Origin of the sequence: Pseudomonas sp. FSL W5-0299 (assembly GCF_005930655.1) — a bacterium.
Classification (GTDB): Bacteria; Pseudomonadota; Gammaproteobacteria; order Pseudomonadales; family Pseudomonadaceae; genus Aquipseudomonas; species Aquipseudomonas mandelii.
Genome location: NZ_RXHX01000014.1, coordinates 72333 through 92004, shown reverse-complemented (window position 1 = coordinate 92004; position 19672 = coordinate 72333). Strand labels below are relative to the sequence as shown.

The 19672-nt window shown below is 61.5% G+C and carries 13 protein-coding genes and 1 pseudogene; 6 read left to right on the top strand and 8 right to left on the bottom strand.

Going from position 1 to position 19672, the window contains the following annotated elements; genetic code table 11:
* Positions 1-102 precede the first annotated feature (102 nt).
* Positions 103-1059 carry an alpha/beta hydrolase gene (locus FHL16_RS18370; protein ID WP_077748903.1) on the top strand — a complete coding sequence of 319 codons (957 nt, stop codon included), beginning with the start codon at positions 103-105 and terminating at the stop codon, positions 1057-1059.
* 258 nt (positions 1060-1317) lie between these two features.
* On the opposite strand, the gene FHL16_RS18365 is transcribed toward FHL16_RS18370, so the two are convergent.
* The 5 genes from FHL16_RS18365 to pvdM form a co-directional block, all read right to left on the bottom strand.
* Positions 1318-3783, bottom strand: a complete 2466-nt coding sequence (locus tag FHL16_RS18365) for a TonB-dependent siderophore receptor (RefSeq protein ID WP_077748902.1) — start codon at positions 3781-3783, stop codon at positions 1318-1320.
* A gap of 260 nt (positions 3784-4043) precedes the next feature.
* Complete coding sequence (locus FHL16_RS18360; protein WP_077748901.1) at positions 4044-5693, bottom strand: cyclic peptide export ABC transporter; 1650 nt, start codon at positions 5691-5693, stop codon at positions 4044-4046.
* Between the two features lie 234 nt (positions 5694-5927).
* Positions 5928-6806, bottom strand: coding sequence for a dihydropyoverdine dehydrogenase (gene pvdO / locus FHL16_RS18355; protein WP_077748900.1), 879 nt, complete (start codon positions 6804-6806; stop codon positions 5928-5930).
* A gap of 73 nt (positions 6807-6879) precedes the next feature.
* The gene (gene pvdN / locus FHL16_RS18350) at positions 6880-8160 is read right to left on the bottom strand and encodes a pyoverdine-tailoring periplasmic protein PvdN (protein WP_077748899.1); all 1281 of its coding nucleotides are present in this window, start codon (positions 8158-8160) and stop codon (positions 6880-6882) included.
* 30 nt (positions 8161-8190) lie between these two features.
* Entirely contained in the window at positions 8191-9540 is a 1350-nt protein-coding gene (pvdM, locus tag FHL16_RS18345) for a pyoverdine-tailoring dipeptidase-like protein PvdM (protein WP_010458449.1), read from the bottom strand.
* Positions 9541-9782: 242 nt separating this feature from the next.
* Here pvdM and pvdP point away from each other — a divergent pair, with 242 nt between their 5' ends.
* On the top strand, positions 9783-11411 hold the full coding sequence (gene pvdP / locus FHL16_RS18340) for a pyoverdine maturation tyrosinase PvdP (RefSeq protein WP_077748898.1): 1629 nt from the start codon (positions 9783-9785) through the stop codon (positions 11409-11411).
* A 105-nt stretch (positions 11412-11516) separates the two neighbouring features.
* Here pvdP and FHL16_RS18335 read toward each other — a convergent pair whose 3' ends face one another.
* Genes FHL16_RS18335 through FHL16_RS18325 form a run of 3 tightly spaced genes read right to left on the bottom strand, consistent with a single transcriptional unit; the run spans position 11517 to position 16065 of the window.
* Complete coding sequence (locus tag FHL16_RS18335; RefSeq protein ID WP_077748897.1) at positions 11517-12911, bottom strand: efflux transporter outer membrane subunit; 1395 nt, start codon at positions 12909-12911, stop codon at positions 11517-11519.
* A gap of 7 nt (positions 12912-12918) precedes the next feature.
* A complete protein-coding gene (locus tag FHL16_RS18330; protein ID WP_077748896.1) occupies positions 12919-14892 on the bottom strand; it encodes a MacB family efflux pump subunit in 1974 nt (657 codons plus the stop codon).
* Positions 14893-16065 (bottom strand): efflux RND transporter periplasmic adaptor subunit, encoded by a 1173-nt coding sequence (locus FHL16_RS18325; protein WP_077748895.1) that lies wholly within the window; start codon positions 16063-16065, stop codon positions 14893-14895. It lies immediately after the preceding gene.
* 323 nt (positions 16066-16388) lie between these two features.
* Here FHL16_RS18325 and FHL16_RS18320 point away from each other — a divergent pair, with 323 nt between their 5' ends.
* The 4 genes and pseudogenes from FHL16_RS18320 (at position 16389) to FHL16_RS18300 (ending at position 19559) form a co-directional block, all read left to right on the top strand.
* Positions 16389-16871, top strand: a complete 483-nt coding sequence (locus FHL16_RS18320) for a sigma-70 family RNA polymerase sigma factor (protein WP_042932216.1) — start codon at positions 16389-16391, stop codon at positions 16869-16871.
* Positions 16872-16993: 122 nt separating this feature from the next.
* Positions 16994-18331 carry a lysine N(6)-hydroxylase/L-ornithine N(5)-oxygenase family protein gene (locus FHL16_RS18315; protein WP_077748894.1) on the top strand — a complete coding sequence of 446 codons (1338 nt, stop codon included), beginning with the start codon at positions 16994-16996 and terminating at the stop codon, positions 18329-18331.
* A gap of 378 nt (positions 18332-18709) precedes the next feature.
* Positions 18710-19045 (top strand): annotated as a pseudogene (locus FHL16_RS18305) (cation transporting ATPase C-terminal domain-containing protein); the annotation flags it as partial.
* Between the two features lie 103 nt (positions 19046-19148).
* Positions 19149-19559, top strand: a complete 411-nt coding sequence (locus FHL16_RS18300; RefSeq protein ID WP_077748891.1) for a chemotaxis protein CheY — start codon at positions 19149-19151, stop codon at positions 19557-19559.
* Positions 19560-19672: the final 113 nt, after the last annotated feature.

The window sequence follows — 19672 nt, the reverse complement described above, 5'->3', positions numbered from 1 at the left end:
CCGCGAAGGCGATCTCAAGGACGCCTTCGCGGGCAAGCCTCGCTCCTACAGATCACGGCTTTTCTCGCATTTTTTTACTTGTTTATTTAAAGGATTCGTCCCATGGCCGTATTGCCAGAACTTGAAGCATTTCTCGAACTCGCCGAGTTGGGCCGGATGACCGGTAAAAGTCGCGCGATGCATGAACAGACTCCGCAACAGGCACGGATCGATTTTGAAGCCTCCTCGGGGTTTCTCGATGTGCCGCTGGACAGCGTGGCCTGCGAGGACTTCACCATTGCCGCGCGGGATGGCCACAGTCTGTCGGCAAGGGTGTATCGCGATGCGCAAGCGGTCGACGGCTTGCAGCCGGTGTTGCTGTATTTTCATGGCGGCGGCTATGTGGTCGGCAGCCTCGATTCCCATGATGCGCTGTGCCGGCGACTGGCCTCGCAAGGCGGGTTTGCGTTGTTGACCGTGGATTACCGACTGGCGCCGCAATGGCGTTTCCCGACGCCGGTGCAGGACGCTTGCGATGCGGGCAACTGGCTGGTGCGCGAGGGCGCTGCGCGTGGGCTGGATGCGAACCGGGTGGCGCTGGTCGGTGACAGCGTGGGCGCAACATTGGCCACGGTGTTGTCGATCATGGCAGTGCGTGAACCTGAGGAACTGGCGCTGAAACCCAAGGCCCAGGTGTTGCTGTATCCGGTGACGGATGCGACGACGAAACGCGCCTCGCACCGGGATTTTGCCGAGGGCTATTTGCTGGAGACGCCGACGCTGGACTGGTTCTATGCGCATTACGGGCGCACGCCGGATGACCTGGCGGATTGGCGTTGCTCGCCGTTGCTGGCGGCGGATTTATCAGGCTTGGCACCGGCGCTGGTGTACTTGGCCGGGCACGATCCGCTGCATGATGAAGGGCTGGCGTATGCCGAGCGGTTGCGTGCGGCGGGGAATGAAGTGACATTGCTGGAACAGCCGGGGATGACCCATGACTTCATGCGCATGGCGGGGTTGCTGGGGGAAGTGGAAGGGATTCACTCGGAAGTGGCGGGGTGGGTGCGTTCGCGGATCTGAATTGCCATGAAAAAAACCGCCATGCCTGGATCAGGGGTGGCGGTTTTTTTGTGTCCGGTTCAGGGGATTTCTGGTGGGGCGACAATTGCCTTCGCGGGCAAGCCTCGCTCCTACAGGTTGGCGTCGAGTTGTGGCATGGTGCCAACCTGTAGGAGCGAGGCTTGCCCGCGAAGGCGGACTCCCATTCACCACAAAATCCCTGGCCAAAAAAAATGCCCGCATCTGACGACACGGGCATTTTTCATTTCAGCTCACGACTCAGAAATCATACTTCGCGGTGACCTGCACGTTACGCGGCTCGCCGTAGAACGTGGTGTCGAAGTTGCCCAGGCCCGTCAGGTAGTTCTTGTCGAATACGTTGTTGGCATTGACGGTGAAGCTCAGATGGTCGTCGTACTGGTAACGGGTCATCAGGTCCACGAGGGTGTAGCCACCTTGCTTGATCTGGGTGTAGTCGCCCGCGCTGGCGCTGTAGATCTTGCCGTAGAACGCGCTCTGCCAGCTCACGCCGCCACCGACGGTGAACTGGTTCATCACGCCCGGCAGACGGTAGGTGGTGAAGGTACGCACAACGTGTTCAGGACGGGTGGTGGACAGCGGGTAGCCGAAGATCCGTTGCTCGTCCTGGTCACGGGTCCGGGCGTAGGTGTAGCCCGCGGACAGGTTCCAGCCCTCGGCCAGTTCACCGGCCATTTCCAGCTCCACACCCTTGGTGGTCGCGCCGTCGATGGCTTTGTAGATACCTTCGTTGGTGACCGGGTTGGTGCCGATCGATTCAGCGACGTTGTCCTGTTCGATGCGGAAGAAGGCCAGGCTGGCGTTCAGCTTGCCTTCGAAGTAGGCCGCTTTCAGACCGGTCTCGTAGGCGTTGCCTTCAACCGGCTGCAGGGTCGAGCCGTTGGCGTCCTTGTAGATTTGCGGCTGGTAGATATTGGTGTAGCTGGCGTACGCGGAGTACGTGTCGTTGAGGTCGTAAACCACACCGGCATACGGGGTGACGACGCCGTGTTCCTTGTAGCTGGCGTGGGTGTCGGTCTGGTTGGCGCCCGGGTTGTAGTTGTAGTCTTCGTTGTACTTGAAGGTGCTCAGGCGGGTGCCGAGGATGAACGACAGGTCATCGGTCGGGCGCAGGCGCGTGGCCAGGTAAACGCCGTTCTGGCTCTGGGTACGTTCGTATTTGCCGTTTTTCGGGAATTCCTGTTTCGGCAGTTCGCCGTTCCAGTCATAGATGCTGCCGGGCACTTGGGAGAACGCACTGGTGTCGTAAGTCGAACCGGTCTGGCGCGAGTGGGACGCCATGACACCGGCGACCAGTTCGTGCTCGCGACCGCCCAGGCTGAAGGGGCCGGAGACGTTCACGTCAGCGGTGTTCTGCACGCGATGACCTTCCCAGCGACCCCAGTAAAGGAACATGCCTTCACCGGTGGCGCGGTCCGGGTTGCCGCCGCTGGCCGAGGCCAGTTGGGTGTCATGGTCGGTGGTTTTCTGGTCCAGGCTGACTTTGAGTTTCCAGTCATTGGCCAGCGCTTGCTCCAGCGATGCAAAGTAGGTGGTGCTGTCGAAATCACGACGGCTCCAGTCGGCCGCCGGGTTGAAGTGACGCGGGAACTCGGTACGGCCGCCATCGGCGAAATATGTCGGGTTACCGGTCCACGACGAACCGCGCGGGGTGGCGCTGGATTTGTCGATGCCGAAGGTCAGCAGGGTGTCGTCGGTCAGGTCGGCTTCGAGTACGCCGTAAAACAGGTCTTTCTTCTGGCTGTAGTGATCCAGGTAGGAGTTGGCGTCCTGGTATGTGGTGACGAAGCGACCGCGGACGTTGCCGGAATCGGTCAGCGAACCGGAAATATCACCTTCAGCACGGTACTTGTCCCAGCGGCCGGCGGTGGCGCTGACCGAGGCCTTGAATTCCTTGGTCGGCTTCTTGCGGATCAGGTTGACCGTGGCGGACGGATCGCCGGTGCCGGTCATCAGGCCGGTAGCGCCTTTGATGACTTCGATGTGGTCGAGGCTGGCCGAGTCGTCGCTGTTGTTCGGGTTTTCACCGTACACACCGTCGTAGATAGTGTTGACGCCATCGTACTGGAAGTTGGTGATGGCCTGGCCACGGGCGGAAAATTCGGTACGGTCACTGTCGTACTTCTGCGACGTGATGCCGGGGGTATTGCGCAAGGCGTCGGCAACGCTGGTGACGCCGCGATCGTCCATCTGCTGGCGGGTGACCACGGTCACCGATTGCGGCGTTTCGCGAAGGGTCAGCGGCAGCTTGGTCGCGGTGGTGGTGGCGCCGGTGGTATAGGAACCGGTGTCTTCAGTGGTCAGGCCCAGGGCCTGGCCGGAAATCGTGGTCGCGCCCAGTTGCAGGCCCGACCCGCCGCCGGAGACCAGCGTGACGCTGTTGCCGTTGATCTGGAACGAAATGCCGGTGCCTTTGAGCAGGGCACTCAGGGCTTCGGACGGCTCCAGCGAACCTGACACTGCACGGGACTTGATACCCGCCACCTGATCCGGGCTGTAGAGGATCTGCAGGTTGGTCTGCATGCCCAGCTCGGTCAGCGCGTTGGAAAGCGGCTGGACGGCAATGTTCACTTTTACAGGTGCAGCATTGGCCATCGAGCTCCCCAGCAAGGTGGCGGTCAGCAGCACGCTGGTAAACAGGGTGCGATGCAATGTCGGGCGCTGTACGGCCAGCGCGAGAGGTGTGCGGCGTGGTAGAGGTCGCATTACTTACCTGAGCTCCTGAAAAGTGGGGTGCAGAGTTTTTGTTAATAAGAATGATTATTAGACGCGGCGCGAAGCAAAAACCGGAAAGAAAGACGTCAATTAATTTTCAGAAAGAAGAAACCGTGGCGAGGGGTTCGCCCAAATGTCGGCCAGTTAAGAGAAACAACGGTGGGGGCGAGCCTGCTCGCGATGGGGGTATTTCATTCACCATTGAAGGTGACTGATCCACCGCTATCGCGAGCAGGCTCGCTCCCGCAGGGTCAGGCCGGTGCCAGCTCGGTGACGACCCGGCCGCTCTCCATGCGCACCAACTGGTCGGCCACGTCGAAGTAACGGTCATCGTGGGAGATCACGATGATGGTTTTGCCCAGGCGCTTGAGGTCCGGCAGCAGCTCGGTGTAGAAAATCCGGCGGAAGGTCGGGTCCTGGTCGGCCGCCCATTCATCGAACACCAGTACCGGGCGTTCTTCGAGCCAGGCATTGACCAGCGCCAGGCGCTTGCGCTGGCCGGTGGAAAGGTCGGTGGTGGTGAAATTGCCGTCCTTGACGCTGACCTTGTGCGCGATTTCCAGGCGTTGCAGGTATTTGTTGGCGTCTTCGGGGATGTGCGTGTCGCCCTGGACCACGTCATCGAACAGGTAATAATCAGCGAAGATCGTGGTGAACAACTGGCGATAGTCATCACGATTTTGCGCATCAATCGCCTCGCCGTTGACCCGGATCTCGCCCTGTTGCGGCGTGTACAAGCCCAGCAGTAACTTGATCAGCGTGGTCTTGCCGCAACCGTTCTCACCGACAATAAACGTGATGTCGCCTTGCTTGATCGTCAGGTTGACCGGGCCCAACTGGAAGGGTGCAGCGCCTTCGACAGCCGGGAAGGCGAAACGCACATCGGCCAGTTTCAGTTCGTGCACGGCTTGCTTGACGTTGCCCTGATCGCTGAGCAGCAAGTGCGGCTCAGGGGTGGAAAACTGCTCGGACAACTCGGCGATCCGGCGGAAGGCGATCTGCGCACGGCTGACAATCGGCAACGTGCTGATCAAATGCTCCAGCGGGCCTTTCATATACAACAGCACCAGCACGAAGCCGCTCATCACGGTCTTGTCGGCGTTTGGCCAGAAGGATTGCAGCGCCAGCACCAGGCCGATGACCACGAAGAACAGCATCGAGCCGAAGGTCTTGGCGATCACGAAGGTGTTGACCGAGCGCACCTGGGTCTTGCAGATGAAATCGGCTGTCGCCTTGATCCCCGACACGAACATGCGTTGGCGACGCGGGCGGTGGATTCGCAGTTCCTTGGCGCCATCGGCAATCGCGTTGTAGTGCTTTTGCAGCTCGTCTTCAGCGTCACGGGCGGCCATGAAACCCTGCACACCCTTGCTCTGGGCGTAAGCCTGGATCGCGGTGCCGATCAGGATCGCGGCGACCATGATCAGGAACATCGGCCACGACAGGATGGCCAGGTAACCCATGCAACCGAGGGTCACGGTGAGGGAAATCGCCAGGGGGGCGAAGGCGAAGGCGAAGTCGCTGATGGTATCGACGTCGTGGGTCAGGACCGGAATCAAGCGGTGGCTGCGATAGCGTTCGATCTGCTCGATGGGTGCCGACAGGACTTTTTCACCGAGCTGTTTGCGCAGCCTGGCAATGATGTGCTGGCCGACGTAGTTGGTGCCGATGTCCGAGCAGATCGAGCTCAGCAGCGCCAGCAGGCACAGGCCGGCAAACAAGGCGACTACGCCTTGGGTCAGGCCGGTGTCCGAATGCAGGGCGTTGTTGATGGTCGCCAGCAGTACCGTGACACTCAAGCCGCCGACCATGCCCAGGAAAATGGACGCGGCGACGATGAGTCGAAACGGTTTCAACAGGGCGAACAACTCGCCGATGGCGCCACGGGGAGGCTGGGTCATGGAAGACAGTTCCTTGGGTGTAAAGGCAGATACCCAGTAGAACGTCTGATCGAAGGGTTAATTTACAGGGTCGCCGACTGGCGGCGTTCGCCGGGCATAGCGAAAATACCTGACACCACACTAAACCTTGTGGGAGCGAGCCTGCTCGCGAAAGCGGTGAGTCAGCCGACATCCATGTCGACTGTTAAACAGCTTTCGCGAGCAGGCTCGCTCCCACAGGATCGGGATTATGGTTTAGAGATCACGCACGATACGGAAACCTATCCAGTCGCCACGCTCTTGCGGGTACTGGCTGTTGCGGTTGCCGGAGCGGGAGAACACTGGCGCTTCACCCCAGTCGTTGCCGCGAATGCGCACCGCTTCGCAGTTGGGTTCTACCCACGCACTGCCATCGGTGGGCGCGCCGACGTAGTTGGGGTGTTCGCAGTCTTCGACCCATTCGTAGACATTGCCGTGCATGTCGTACAGGCCGAACGCATTCGGTGCATAGCTGCCGACCGGCGAGCTGTAGCTGTAACCGTCCGCCGGGCCGTAGGTGTTGGCGTGTTGGCTGATGCTGTATTCCTTGCCTTCATCGAACGGGAAGGGGAACGGACCCTTGGTGCCGCCGCGCGCGGCGTATTCGCGTTGAGCTTCGCTGACCATGTGGTATTTCTGCCCGGTCTTCTTCGAGAGCCAGGCGACGTAGTTCTTCACGTCATCGAAATTCATGCACACCGCCGGCTGACGCGGGCCTTGCGGGTAACGCGGTTTGCTGGCGACGCACTCGCGACCCGGCCGGGTATCGCCATTGGCGATGGTCACGCCACTCTCGCGCACGTAGCTGTCCCATTCACCGGCGGTGACCTGGAAGCGGCTCATGGCGAAGGGTTTGGCGAAGGTCACCTCGTGCATCGGGCTTTCGTCGGGCTCGCGACCGACTTCATCGTCCGGCGTACCCATGGTGAACGTACCGGCGGGCAGCACGACCATTTCCGGGCAATCGCGGCAGTCCTTGAATACTTTGCCGGGTTGCGGGGTGGTGGCCGCCTGGGCGGTGGTTGGCAGCAGACCGGCGAGGAGGGCGGACAAGGCGAGGGCCTTGAGAGGCACGGTTAATAGATCTCGGTTCATTTGTCGTCTCGATTCAAAGAAAACTGGCGTCTCTGTGGCGAGGGAGCAAGCTCCCTCGCCACAAGGGGCCGCATCAGACGGTTTTGCTCAGCAAGGCCATGACGCGGTCGATATGGTTTTCGGTGTTGAGCAGGCCGGGCGCGATGCGGATGACCGGGCCGACGTCGCGGTCCACCGAGTCGCAAACCACGCGGTTTTTCATCAACTGGGCTGCGATTTTTTCGCAGTCGCGGTCCTTGACCCGGAAGAAGGTGAACCCGGCCGACAGGTCCGGGCTCCTGGGCGTGACCAATTCAATCTGCGGGTGTTCCAACAGCCGGTTTTTCGCATAGGTATTGAGGGCGTGAATGCGCGCCTGGACCTCGGCCTTGCCCAGTTCCAGGTGCAGCTTGAACGCCTCGTCCAGGGCCCAGCGATGTTCGAAGCTGTGATAACCGCCGGGGGTCATGATGGTCGAGAACGTGGTCGCTTCGGAGAAGGTCGGAATCGTCGGCGTCACATCCTTGAGCTCGGCCGAACGGGCGCAGATGATCCCGGTGCCACGCGGGCCGAACATCCATTTGTGGGTGCCGGCGATGAAAAAGTCGCAGTGCATGTCTGGGAAGTCGAGCTCTTCGACGCCGAAACCGTGCACGCCATCGACCACATACAGGATGCGGTCCTTTTCCTCACGATTGCGATTGCGCTCCGCCACCAGCTTGCCGATCTCACCAATCGGCAGCTTCACGCCGCTGCCGGACTGCACCCAGGTCATTCCCAGCACGCGGGTCTCAGGGCGAATGCCTTTGGCAATCGAACCCAGCACCTCATCCGCCGACACGGTTTGGCTGTTCTCGAACAGCTTGAGCTTGCGCACCTTGACCCCGTCCTTTTGCTGGCGATAGCCCAGAGCGTAATTGGTGGCGTAGTGTTCGTGCTCGCTGGTGAGGATTTCCTGATCCGGGCGCACATGGATACCGCCGTAGATCAGCGACAGGCCTTGCGTGGTGCTGCCGGTCAGTGCGATTTGCTCAGGCTTGGCCTTGAGGTAATGAGCGGCCCAGACGCGCACCGCGTGCTCGCGTTTTTCGGTTTCGCCCAAGTCCCAATCCATTGCCAGCCCCGGGTTGCGGTCGAGGTTGGCGCGGTGGCGTTCAATCGCCTCACGCACCGGACGTGGGTGGGACGTCACCAGGAAATTGGCGAAGTGCAGGTAGTCCGGATCCTGGTCGAACAACGAACGCAATTGCGCCCATTTGTCCTTGGACAGCGGCGGTGGATTGGCAGCCAGTGCCGGCAGATTCACGGCAGCACTCAGGGGCAGGCCAGCCGCGAGAATACCGGCCTGCTTGAGAAATGAACGGCGGTTAGTCATGAGCTCGGTTCGCTTTTGCAAAAGAGGACATCAGTTTTTTGCCACCGGTCTGGACGACTTCTGCACCTGGTCCCAGACCCGCAGGAAATTCCCGCCCCAAAGCTTGGCGATATCGGCCTCGCTGTAGCCGCGACTGATCAGCTCGGCCGTCACGTTGCGAGCTTCGCTGACATCCTTCCAGCCCTCCAGACCGCCGCCGTCGTTGAAATCGGAACTGATGCCGACGTGGTCGATACCGATTTTTTTTACCGCGTAATCAATCGCGTCGCCGTAGTCCTTGAGGGTGGCTTTCGGTTCTTCGTCGACGATGGCGTAGAGCTGGCTGGCGTACTCGCCGAAACGTTGTTCGGACCAGACGGTGATCACCGGGTCGCCCGGCATCAGCGCCATCTCCAGGCCTTGCAGCGGTTGCAGGTCGAAGCGTGCACGCAGGGCGTTGAGTTTGTCTTGGGTGGCCTGGCTCAGCGGACGGATGTAGGTCGGGAAGCCGACAATCTGCACCACGCCGCCGCTGTTCTTGATCAGCTGCATTTCCTGGTCGCTGAGGTTGCGCGGGATGTCCACCAGGGCGCGGGGTGCCGAGTGCGAGGCGACCATCGGCGTGCGGCTCAACTGGGCGACTTGCTCCAGGGCTTTGGTCGACATCTGCGACACGTCGATGATCACGCCCAGATCGTTGAGACGATGCACCGCTTGTTTGCCGATCTCCGACAGGCCCCCAAGGGCGTCGCGCGAATCATTGAAGAACGGCAGCGGTCGGGACGAATCCGCCCAGGCGTTGTTACCCACGTAACTGAAACCGAACATGCGCATGCCACGAGCGGCCCAGGTGTCCAGCGCGGTCAGGTCGTTGCCCAGCGGGTAGGCGTTGAGCATGCTCATGAAGATCGCGAACTTGCCTTCGCCGTGCAGGCGACGGAAATCGTCCGGGGTGTAGGCAATGGCAACCTGGTTGGGGAAGTCGCGAACCATCGTGCTGATGATTTTGTAGCGGGTTTCCTGCTCGAACCGGGCTTCGTCGACGAAGCCGGCGGTGGGGCGATGCGGGGCGTTGGCGCCGTTCCAGATTTCCGGCCAGCCGAAAATCGTCAGGGCCGCGCCGGACAAGCGACCGCGGCCGGTCTTGACCAGGTCGAATTGCCCGGTGCCGTCCTTGTCCGCTTCATTGCCGGCGGTGCCGAAGTCCAGCGGTACGGTGACGTGGCTGTCGAACGAGAGGATGCGCTCTTGCAACTCATCGGCCTGTTTCATCACCTTGGCCGGGTAGCCTGGATTGTCCTTGAACCAGTAATCCCAGGCTGCATAGCCTGCCCCGGCACTGATCGCCAGGGCCAGCGGCAGGCCGATATAGAGAGCCTTTTTCGAACGTGGTTTTGTCATTGCCGTCTCAGTCAGGTTCGTCGCCCCGGTGCGGGCGCAGGGGCCTTTGCTATCTGGGAAGAACGAGTGGCCCGGTTGGAAATTTAGTGGGACTGATGGCCTCTTCGCGGGCAAGCCTCGCTCCTACGGGTTGATGCAGGACCTGTAGGAGCGAGGCTCGCCCGCGAAGCTTTTAAATTTTTGCAGGCAACAAACGTTCTAGCTTGGATAAAGCCTGCTTCATGGCTGACACAGGTAGGGCAATGACGATTTCTCGACGATGGTTCATGGCAGGCCTGGCGCTCACCGGCGCCGCCGTGCCTGCGGCTTTTTATGGGCATCGCGAATGGACGAAACCGGATCCGACGATCACCCCCGGCGAAGCTTCATTCGATGTGCCGGATGTCGCCGGCCAGCAGTTGGCGAACACCTTGCGTGGCGTCTGGCAGATTCGTTTCGAAGGGCGTGACGCCGGTATCGAAGGCTTGCCACGGGACGGGCTGGAAGTGTTTCTCGACGTCGGCCACAAAGGTCGCGGCCTGATCGGATTCCTCGACACCGCCCAGCGTTTACGCTCCAGCGATGAGCCGCGCTACCGGGTGCTGGGCGATCTGGCAGACGCCAAACCGGCCGAGCTGAGCTGGCGGCTGGTCAGTGCCACCGCCGCCAGTGGCACGCCAGATTACGAATTCAGCATGTCGCTGGACGAAGTCTGGGCCGGTTTCGGCAACGCAGGCAGCGGCACCCTCAGTGGCCGGGTGTTGAACCTCGATCGCCCGTTGATGATGACCGCACAAGACAATCGCTTCATCGCGGTCAAGCGGGTGTTTCCCGAAGCTCGCGAGCGAACCGGTCTCAACGCGCCGCTGCTGGCGTGGCTGGTGTCCGCCGAACATCGGCTGTTTCACCAGCTCTGGCATGCCTCCCGGGACAAGTGGCACACCCTCTCCGAAGACAAGCGCAACGCCCTGCGCGGTATTGGCTGGCAGCCCGGCCCGCGGGACAAGGAGCGCGATGCCCGTGGCACGCGAAAGGATCGCAATGGTTCGGGCGTGGACTTTTTCTTCATGCACCGGCACATGCTGGGCACGGCGCGTTCGATGCAGGATTTGCCGTCATGGCAGCATTTTCCACTGCCGCAGCCGGAACTGGCCCGGGATCGCATCGGTTTCGCCAATTACTGCGACAACCATGACGGCACCGCATTGCCACCGACCTGGCAGGCCGACGACGATGCCGAATATTCGCAATGGGTCAGCGACATCAAGACCGCTGAGACGTATCACAGCAACTTCCAGGTCTGGGAGTCGCGCTATCGGGATCCGCGTTATCTGTCGAAACTCACCCTTGGGCAGTTCGGTTCAGAGGTCGAGCTGGGGCTGCACGACTGGCTGCACATGCGCTGGGCGTCGGTGCCGCGTGATCCGTCCAATGGCCAGCCGGTGCCGTTCGCGAGGGATCCGGCGGACTTTTCCGCGCGCTGGTATGCGCCGGAAAACGACTTCCTCGGCGACCCGTTTTCATCCCACGTGAACCCGGTGTTCTGGCATTTTCACGGCTGGATCGACGATCGCCTGGAAGACTGGTTTCGCGCCCACGAGCGTTTTCATCCGGGGGAGGTGAGTCGGCTGGAGGTCAACGGTGTGGCGTGGTTTGCGCCGGGGCGCTGGGTCGAGGTGGCTGATCCGTGGCTGGGGCCGAGCACCCATGGTTGCAGCACGACGCCGGGGTTGCAGATGGGCAAGTCGGTCGAGATGGACCCGGAAACCATGAAACTGGCGTTGCGCATCACCTTTGGTGAAGACGATAAAAAGCTGGCGGACCTGTTCCGCAAAGTGCCGCAGCGGCCTTGGTATGCGCGGCATTTGAAGGCCAAGCCGATTACCAGCTAAACCGATAGACCGGGTTATCGTTCTTCGCGGGCAAGCCTCGCTCCTACAAGGGCATCATGTAGGAGCGAGGCTTGCCCGCGAAGAGGCCCTCACTGGCATCTCAAATCACAGAACCTGCCACCCGCCACCCAACGCCTTGTACAGCGCAATACTCGCCTGCAACCGCGACAACCGCAGCTGCACATTCAGATCCTGCGCCGCATACAGCGTGCGCTGGGTCTCCAGCACGGTCAGCAAATCCTCGGCTCCGGCCTGATAACGGCTTTGCGCGAAATTGAAGGCGGTCTGCGCCTGGCTCAGTTCCTCGCTTTGCCACTGTCGCTGTGCATCCAGCCCGCGAATGCTGTTGAGGGCTTTTTCCACGTCGGCGAAGCCGTTGATGATCGCCCCGCGATAGGTTCCCAGCAGCTCTTCCTGGCGGGCCGTGGCTTTGTCGCGCTCGGCGCCCAAGCGACCATTGTTGAAGATCGGCGCAAGCAATCCGGCGGTGAGGTTGTAGAATGGACTGCGCAGAATATCTGCCGCCCGGTTCGCTCCCGACCCCAGTTCGGCACTCAACGTCACCTTCGGCAGCATCGCCGCGCGGGCGACGGTGACGTCGGCTTGCGCGGCGGCCAGTTGCGCTTCGGCGCGGGCGATGTCCGGGCGGCGGGTGAGCAGTTCGCTGGGGGCGCCGGCCGCGATGGTCGGCCATGACAGCTGATCAAAGCCCTCCTGCCCCAGCGCCAGTTGCTGAACCGGCCGGCCGAGCAGGGCGGCCAGACCGATCAGCGCGTCTTGAGCCTGTTGCTGCACCAGCGGCAACTGCCGTTGTTGCGCGGCCACCAGGCTCTTCTGCTGCGCCAGCTCAAGTGCCGTTGCGGAGCCTGAATCGAATCGCGTCTGCACCAGTTTCAATACGTTCTGCGCGTTGGCCAGGTTCAGCTCGGCGATTCGGCTTTGCTCGCGCAGCGACAAGGCCTGCGCGTAGGTGTTGGCGACGCCGCTGAGCAGCGTCAATTCCACGGTGGCCTGATCAAACTCGCTGGCCTGCAAAGCGAATTGCGCGCTGTCACGGGAGGCCCGTTGACCGCCCCAGAAATCAATTTCGTAAGTGGCGCTGAGGCTGGCGTTGAAGTAATCGACGGCCTTGTTCTCGCTGTCGGCGTCGAGCTGGCTGTAACCGTTGCCGCGCAGCAGTTTTTGCCGATTGGCGTTGAGGCCAGCCTTGACCTCCGGCAGCAGCGAGCCACCGGCAACCACCGTCTCGGCCTGCGCCTGGCGCACCCGCGCGATGGCCGCGGCCAGGTCGTAACTGCCGACCCGCGCCTGTTCGATCAGTTGATCCAGCTGCGGGCTGCCAAACTGCGTCCACCATTGCAGGTGGTTGCGGGTGGCGTCTTGCGTGTGCGGCGATTGCCAGGCGTCGGGCGGCTGGAGGCCGCTGTCCGGGCGCTGGGCGGGCGTGCCGCAGGCGCCGAGCAACAGGCAGAGGGTCAGTAAACTCAGTTGCGGCTTCATGGAGAGATCATTCACTGGTAAGAGCCGTGACCGGGTCGAGTCGGGCAGCTTTGCGGGCCGGCATGAAGCCGAAGACAACACCGGTGACCAGGGCGCAGGCGAAGGCGCCGAGCACCGCTATCAAAGAGAACGCGACCGCGACTTCGCTGAGAATCAGCACGCCGCCGACGGTCAGCGCCAGGGCAATCCCGGCGAGACCGCCGACCACCGAAAGCATCACCGCTTCCGTCAGGAACTGGCGCAGGATGTCGCGCTGACGGGCGCCGGTGGCCATGCGGATACCGATCTCGCGCGTGCGCTCGCGCACGGTCATCAGCATGATGTTCATCACCCCGATGCCGCCGACCAGCAGCGAGATGGCGGCAATCGAGCCCAGCATCAATGACAAGGTGTTTTGCGTGCGCGCTTCGGCCTGGATCATCGCGGCGTTGTTGGTCAGTTCGAAATCCTTCTTGCCGTTGTGCAGGCGCAGCATCAATTGCTCGATGGCGATTTCGGTCTCCTTGACCTTGCGTGCGTCGGCAGCGGCGATAGCCACGTATTCGGGATTATGCGTGCCGAACAGCCGCACACTGGCGGCGGAGTAGGGGATGGCGATGCGGTCGTCGCTGTCGGAGTCGCCGGAGCTGGCGCCTTTTTCGGCGAGCACGCCGACCACCTGGAACGGCACGTTTTCGATCAGGATGTACTGGCCGATCGGGTTGGCCACGTCCTTGAGCAACTTGGTCCGCACCTTGTGGCCAATCACTGCCACCGCGGCGGCGTTACGTTCATCGTCCTGGGTGAAATAGCTGCCTTGCACCACCGGCCAGTTGAAGATGGCCGGGAAATTGGTGTCGTTGCCGCCGACGTAGCTCAAGTGGTCGAGGTTGCCGAAACGTACCCCGGCCTCCTGGCCGTTGACCGGCATGATCCGCGTCACCTGCGGCAGGCTTCCCACCGCCGCGACGTCATTCAGGGTGACGATGCCCCGCGGTGTTCGCGGGTTGGGTGATGAGCCACTGAGGTAAATGATGTTTGAGCCGAAGGCGCCCATTTGCGCCATGACCTGGCGTTTGCTGCCTTCGCCGACGGCCAGCATGACCACCACCGACGCCACGCCGATGATGATGCCGAGCAGCGTCAGCGCAGTGCGAAAGCGGTTGATCCACATCACCCGCCACGCCGCTTGTACGGCGTCGATCAGTTCGCCTTTCCAGGCCCCGGTCGCTTCGGCGCCTTCGGTCAGGCGCTTGCGCAGATCCACCGCTTGCAGCGCACCGGGGTTGGCCGAGGTTTGTGCTTGAGGGTTGTCCACCGCGCTGTCGCTGATGATCAGCCCGTCGCGGATTTCGATGATGCGCTTGGCCCGGGCCGCGACTTCACGGTCGTGGGTGATGAGGATGACCACGTGGCCCTGGCTCGCCAGTTCGTCGAGCAGGGTCATGACCTCGGCGCCGCTGTGGCTGTCGAGGGCGCCGGTGGGTTCGTCGGCGAGGATGATGTGGCCGCCGTTCATCAAGGCGCGGGCAATCGACACCCGTTGTTGCTGGCCGCCGGAGAGCTGGTGCGGGCGGTTGCCGGTGCGCGACGCCAGGCCCAGGCGGTCGAGCAGGGCGGTGGCGCGGGCATGGCGTTCGGCGGCGGGCAGGCCTGCGTAGATGGCCGGCATCTCGACGTTTTCCTGGGCCGAGCCGGACGGGATCAGGTGATAACCCTGGAACACAAAGCCAAAGGCTTCGCGGCGCAGCCAGGCCAGCTCGTCGCTGTCGAGGGCGGCGACGTTTTGCCCGGCGAAACGGTATTCGCCCGAGGTCGGACGGTCGAGGCAACCGAGGATGTTCATCAGCGTCGATTTGCCGGAGCCGGACGCGCCGACAATCGCCACGAATTCCCCGGCATGAATCGACAGGTCGATGCCGCGCAACACGTGAACTTGCGGTGAATCGCCGCCGCCGTAGGCTTTGCGGATGTCCTGCAGGTCGATCAGAGGCGTCTGCATTCAGCCGCCACTCCCGTCGGCCGTGCCGATCAGCAGGTGATCGCCTTCCTGCAAACCGTCGAGGATCTGCACCCGCAGACGATCGCTGATGCCGGTGCGCACGTCGCGCTGCTGGATACTGCCGTTTTCAGCGACGACCTGGGCAATTTGCCTATTCGCTTCAGTGCCGGCCTGCAGCGCTGCGACCGGCGCGGTCAGGGTGTTTTTTGCCTGATCCGAAACGAAGAACACCTGGGTGGTCATTTCCGCCATCAGCGCGTTGTCGGCGTTATCGACGTCCAGCAACACCGTATACAGCACCACGCGCGCGCTGCCGCTTTTGCTCGAACTGGCCGGGCTGCCGCCGCCCTGGCTAGTCTGGTCCAGTGGCTTGGGCGGCACCGGCAGAATCTGCCGCACGGTGCTGCTCCAACGCCGGTTGCCGCTGCTGAGGGTGGTGAACCAGGCGGTCATGCCGGGTTTGACGTGGCCGATGTCGGCTTCCGAAACTTCGGCCCACACCGTCATGGGCGACAACTTGGCGATGCGCAGAATCAAGGGTGTTTGCTGCTGGGCGTTGAGGGTCTGGCCGACCCGGGCGTCGAGGGCGACCACGGTGCCGGCCATCGGTGCGTAAATCCGCGTGTAACCGAGTTCGGCCTGATCGCTGCGCAGGCTGGCCTGGGCCTGACGGATCTGCGCCTGGAACATGTCGATGCGCGCCTGGGTGGCACGCAGTTCGGCCTGGGCGGTTTGCACGTCTTCCTCGCGGGTCGCGCCGCCGGCCTTGAGGTTCTGCTGGCGCTGGAATTTCTGCCGGGCCAGTTCATGCTGGGCTCGTTGTTCCTGGAGCTGCGCCTTGAGGTTCTCGATGGAGAACCGGCCGGCGTCGAGCTTGGCCTGCTGGGTGGACGGATCGATCTCCACCAGCAGTTGGCCTTCCTTGACCACGTCGCCGACCTCCGCATGAATCTTCTGGATCTGCCCGGACGCCTGCGCACCCACGTCGACATAACGCCGGGGCTGCAGGGTGCCCAACGCGGTGACGCTGCTTTCAATGTCGCCACGACTGACTTGCACGGTGGCGAATTTATCCCGGCCCGGTGGGATCACTTGCCAGGCGGCGATGGCGATAACGGGGATCAGACAAAGTGCTACAAGCAGGGCGCGTCGGGTCTGTCGGGGACGTTTCATGCAGGGTTCCGGCCAATGGGTATCGGCCCGTCGTTCATCCTGCGCACGAAAAGCGGCGGCAGGCGAACGCTGTCGGGGGGCCGACAGACACGGGGAGCTGTCCTGTAAACGAGGAATGTCGCGGGGAATTTAGGTGCTGACACACATACCGTTACAGGTGTAGCGCATGACTATTTATCAGGTAAGTCAAAGCAACACTTTAAATCTATATGAGAATTACTATAAATTACGCGACTCGAACTGCCACCATCTTGCCATTGCCCATTTGTGCGGTCGCGGAAGTGGCTCAAGGATAGAAACCGCACCCTGTGCGGCCGGGAGTCATGTTGGAAAACTACTATCGCGAGCTGGTGTGTTTCCTGAACGCCAGGCTAGGCAACCGTCAGGTGGCCGAAGATGTGGTGCATGACGCTTATCTGCGGGTGCTGGAGCGTTCCAGTGACACACCGATCGAGCAGCCCCGGGCCTTCCTTTATCGCACCGCGCTGAACCTGGTAATCGACGATCATCGCCGCAACGCCTTGCGCCAGGTTGAATCGCTGGACGTGCTCGACAACGAAGAGCGCTACTTCACCCCGTCCCCGCACAACTGCCTCGATCATGGCCAGCGCCTGGAAATGCTCCAGCGTGCCCTGGCGGAATTGCCGCGGCTCTGTCGCGAAAGTTTTCTGCTGCGCAAGATCGACGGCCTGTCGCACCCGGAAATTGCAGAGCACCTCGGTATCTCGCGCGCGCTGGTGGAGAAGCACATCGTCAATGCCATGAAGCATTGCCGCGTGCGGATGCGACAGTGGGACGCCCATTGATCCCTTCTCTCTAAATTTTTTTTCATTGTCCTCGTTCCTACTCAACAGACGACCTGCTGTCCTGCATCAGGTCACTTAGGCTTATTCCCCTTGTTGAGGGGTTCATCCAGAGGACACTGGAAATGACACAGGCAATTGCATCGCCCATCGTTCACGACCTGATCGGCGTCGGTTTCGGCCCTTCGAACCTGGCGCTGGCCATCGCTCTGCAAGAGCGCGGGCCGAGCCAGGGCGAGCTGGATGTTCTGTTTCTCGACAAGCAGGCGGACTATCGCTGGCACGGCAACACCCTGGTGACCCAGAGCGAGTTGCAGATCTCCTTCCTCAAGGACCTGGTGACCCTGCGCAACCCGACCAGCCCGTATTCGTTCGTTAACTACCTTAAGCATCACGGACGTCTGGTGGACTTCATCAACCTCGGCACCTTCTACCCGTGCCGCATGGAGTACAACGACTACCTGCGCTGGGTCGCCGGCCAGTTTGAAGCCCAGAGCCGCTACGGCGAAGAAGTGCTGACCATCGAGCCGGTGCTGCACAACCAGCAGGTCGAGGCGCTGCGGGTGATCTCTCGCGATACCCAAGGGCAGCAACACGTGCGCACCACCCGTTCGGTGGTGGTCAGTGCCGGCGGTACGCCGCGCATTCCCGAAGCGTTCAAGGCGCTCAAGGATGACGGCCGCGTGTTCCACCACTCGCAGTACCTGGCGCAGATGGCCAAACAGCCTTGCGTGAACAATCAACCGATGAGCATCGCAATCATCGGCGGCGGCCAGAGCGCGGCGGAAGCCTTTATCGATTTGAACGACAGCTTCCCGTCGGTGCAGGTCGACATGATCCTGCGTGGCTCGGCGCTGAAGCCGGCGGATGACAGCCCGTTCGTCAACGAAGTGTTCTCGCCGGAGTTCACCGACCTGGTGTTCCAGCAGGCGAGCAGCGAGCGTGAGCGTCTGGTCAACGAGTACCACAACACCAACTATTCGGTGGTGGACATTGACCTGATCGAACGCATCTACGGCATCTTCTATCGCCAGAAAGTCTCGGGTATCGCGCGTCACACCTTCCGTACGCTGACCACCATCGAAAAAGCCACCGCCACCGAGCGCGGCATCGAGCTGGCGGTGCGCAACAATGCCACCGGTGAAGTCTCGGTTCGTCTGTACGATGCCGTGGTATTGGCCACCGGTTACGAGCGCCAGATGCACCGCAAACTGCTGGCGCCGCTGGAGCAATACCTGGGTGATTTCGAGGTGGATCGCAACTACAAGCTGATCACCGACGAGCGCTGCAAGGCCGGCATCTATATGCAGGGCTTCTGCCAGGCGAGCCACGGTTTGAGCGACACGCTGTTGTCGATCCTGCCGATACGCGCGGATGAGATTGCCGGGTCGTTGTATGACCATGGCAAGCATCGTGGGCATAGCCGGTCGGTGGTGGATTTGTTGTTGGCCACTGCCAGCTAAATTTTCTGTGTCTGTTGACCCGTCATCGCGAGCAGGCTCGCTCCCACAATGGACCTGTGTTTGCAGGCCTGATGCGGGAGCGAGCCTGCTCGCGATGGGCCCTGAAGAACACCACAAATATTGAAAGCTGAACCCTTCCTGAAGAACCCCGCAATTCCCCCACCCGCCGCCGTTCCTTCGTTTACTCTCCAGAAATCGGGGCGTAAGCTTCGCGCGTTTTCATCAATAGCGGAGACCCTCAGTGGGGACTTGTTCGAGTGACAGTAGTCGGCCGGTTTCGATAACCGGCACCTTCCCGGCAAGATAACGCGCAGCCTGTTGCCGTTGTCTCGCCGATAAGCGAGCAGCGGAAATCCCGATCGCGGCCAGCTCTGGGCCTGGTACGTGTTCGACGGCAATACCCCGGTCCATCAAACGCTCTTCCAGTCCGGCTGGTTCGTGGTCGGGCTGCTGACCCAGACCTTGATCGTGCACATGATCCGCACGCCGAAAATCCCGTTCCTGCAAAGCCGCGCAGCCATGCCGTTGATGGTCATGACCGGGGTCATCATGGCCGTGGGGATATTCCTGCCGATGGGGCCGTTGGCGCACTACTTCAAGCTTCAGGCGTTGCCGTCGCTGTATTTCGTGTTCCTGCCGCTGATTCTGCTGGCGTACATGGGGCTGACTCAGGCGGTGAAGGGTTTCTACATTCGGCGGTTTGGATGGCAGTAATGGCCGGAAACTGCGGTCTTTTAGGAAAAGTCCTACAGAAACATCTGTGCGCCTCCCGTAGCCTCGCCGCTTCAAAAATCAGCTATTCACACATGAGGCTACGATGCCGAATAAAGCCTTGCGCATCTTGATCGCCGACGAGCAACACTTTCACCGGATGCTGATCGAGCGGCTGTTCAATCAGCTCGATTATTACCGCGTGGCGCCGGTGCAGGACCTTGCTTCAATGCTGACCCTGGTCGAGTACGGTTGCGAGCCGTTCGACCTGGTGGTCGTCAATGCCGCGCTGGCGGCAGGCGAACTGGATTTGCTCAGCTATTTTCTCGATAACCGGCAGGTTCGCCACGCACTGATTTTCGACGGCCAACGGGCACAGTTGCCGACGATCCCGGCCAACTCGCAACCCAAGGTTCAGGTGAGTCACGCGGCGCTGCCTGATCTGCGCTGTATTCAGACGTTGCTGGCGATCATTGATCCATCGTCGCAGGAGCGTAATCAGCGGTACGCCGGGTGATTGCCGCATACCGTTCGTCGGTACTGTCATTTCTGACAGGTAGATTCTGCCTTTCTCCCATGCAACAGTCCTGGCGCAGCCGTTGCGTCTGCCCCGGCGTTATCCGACGGGCA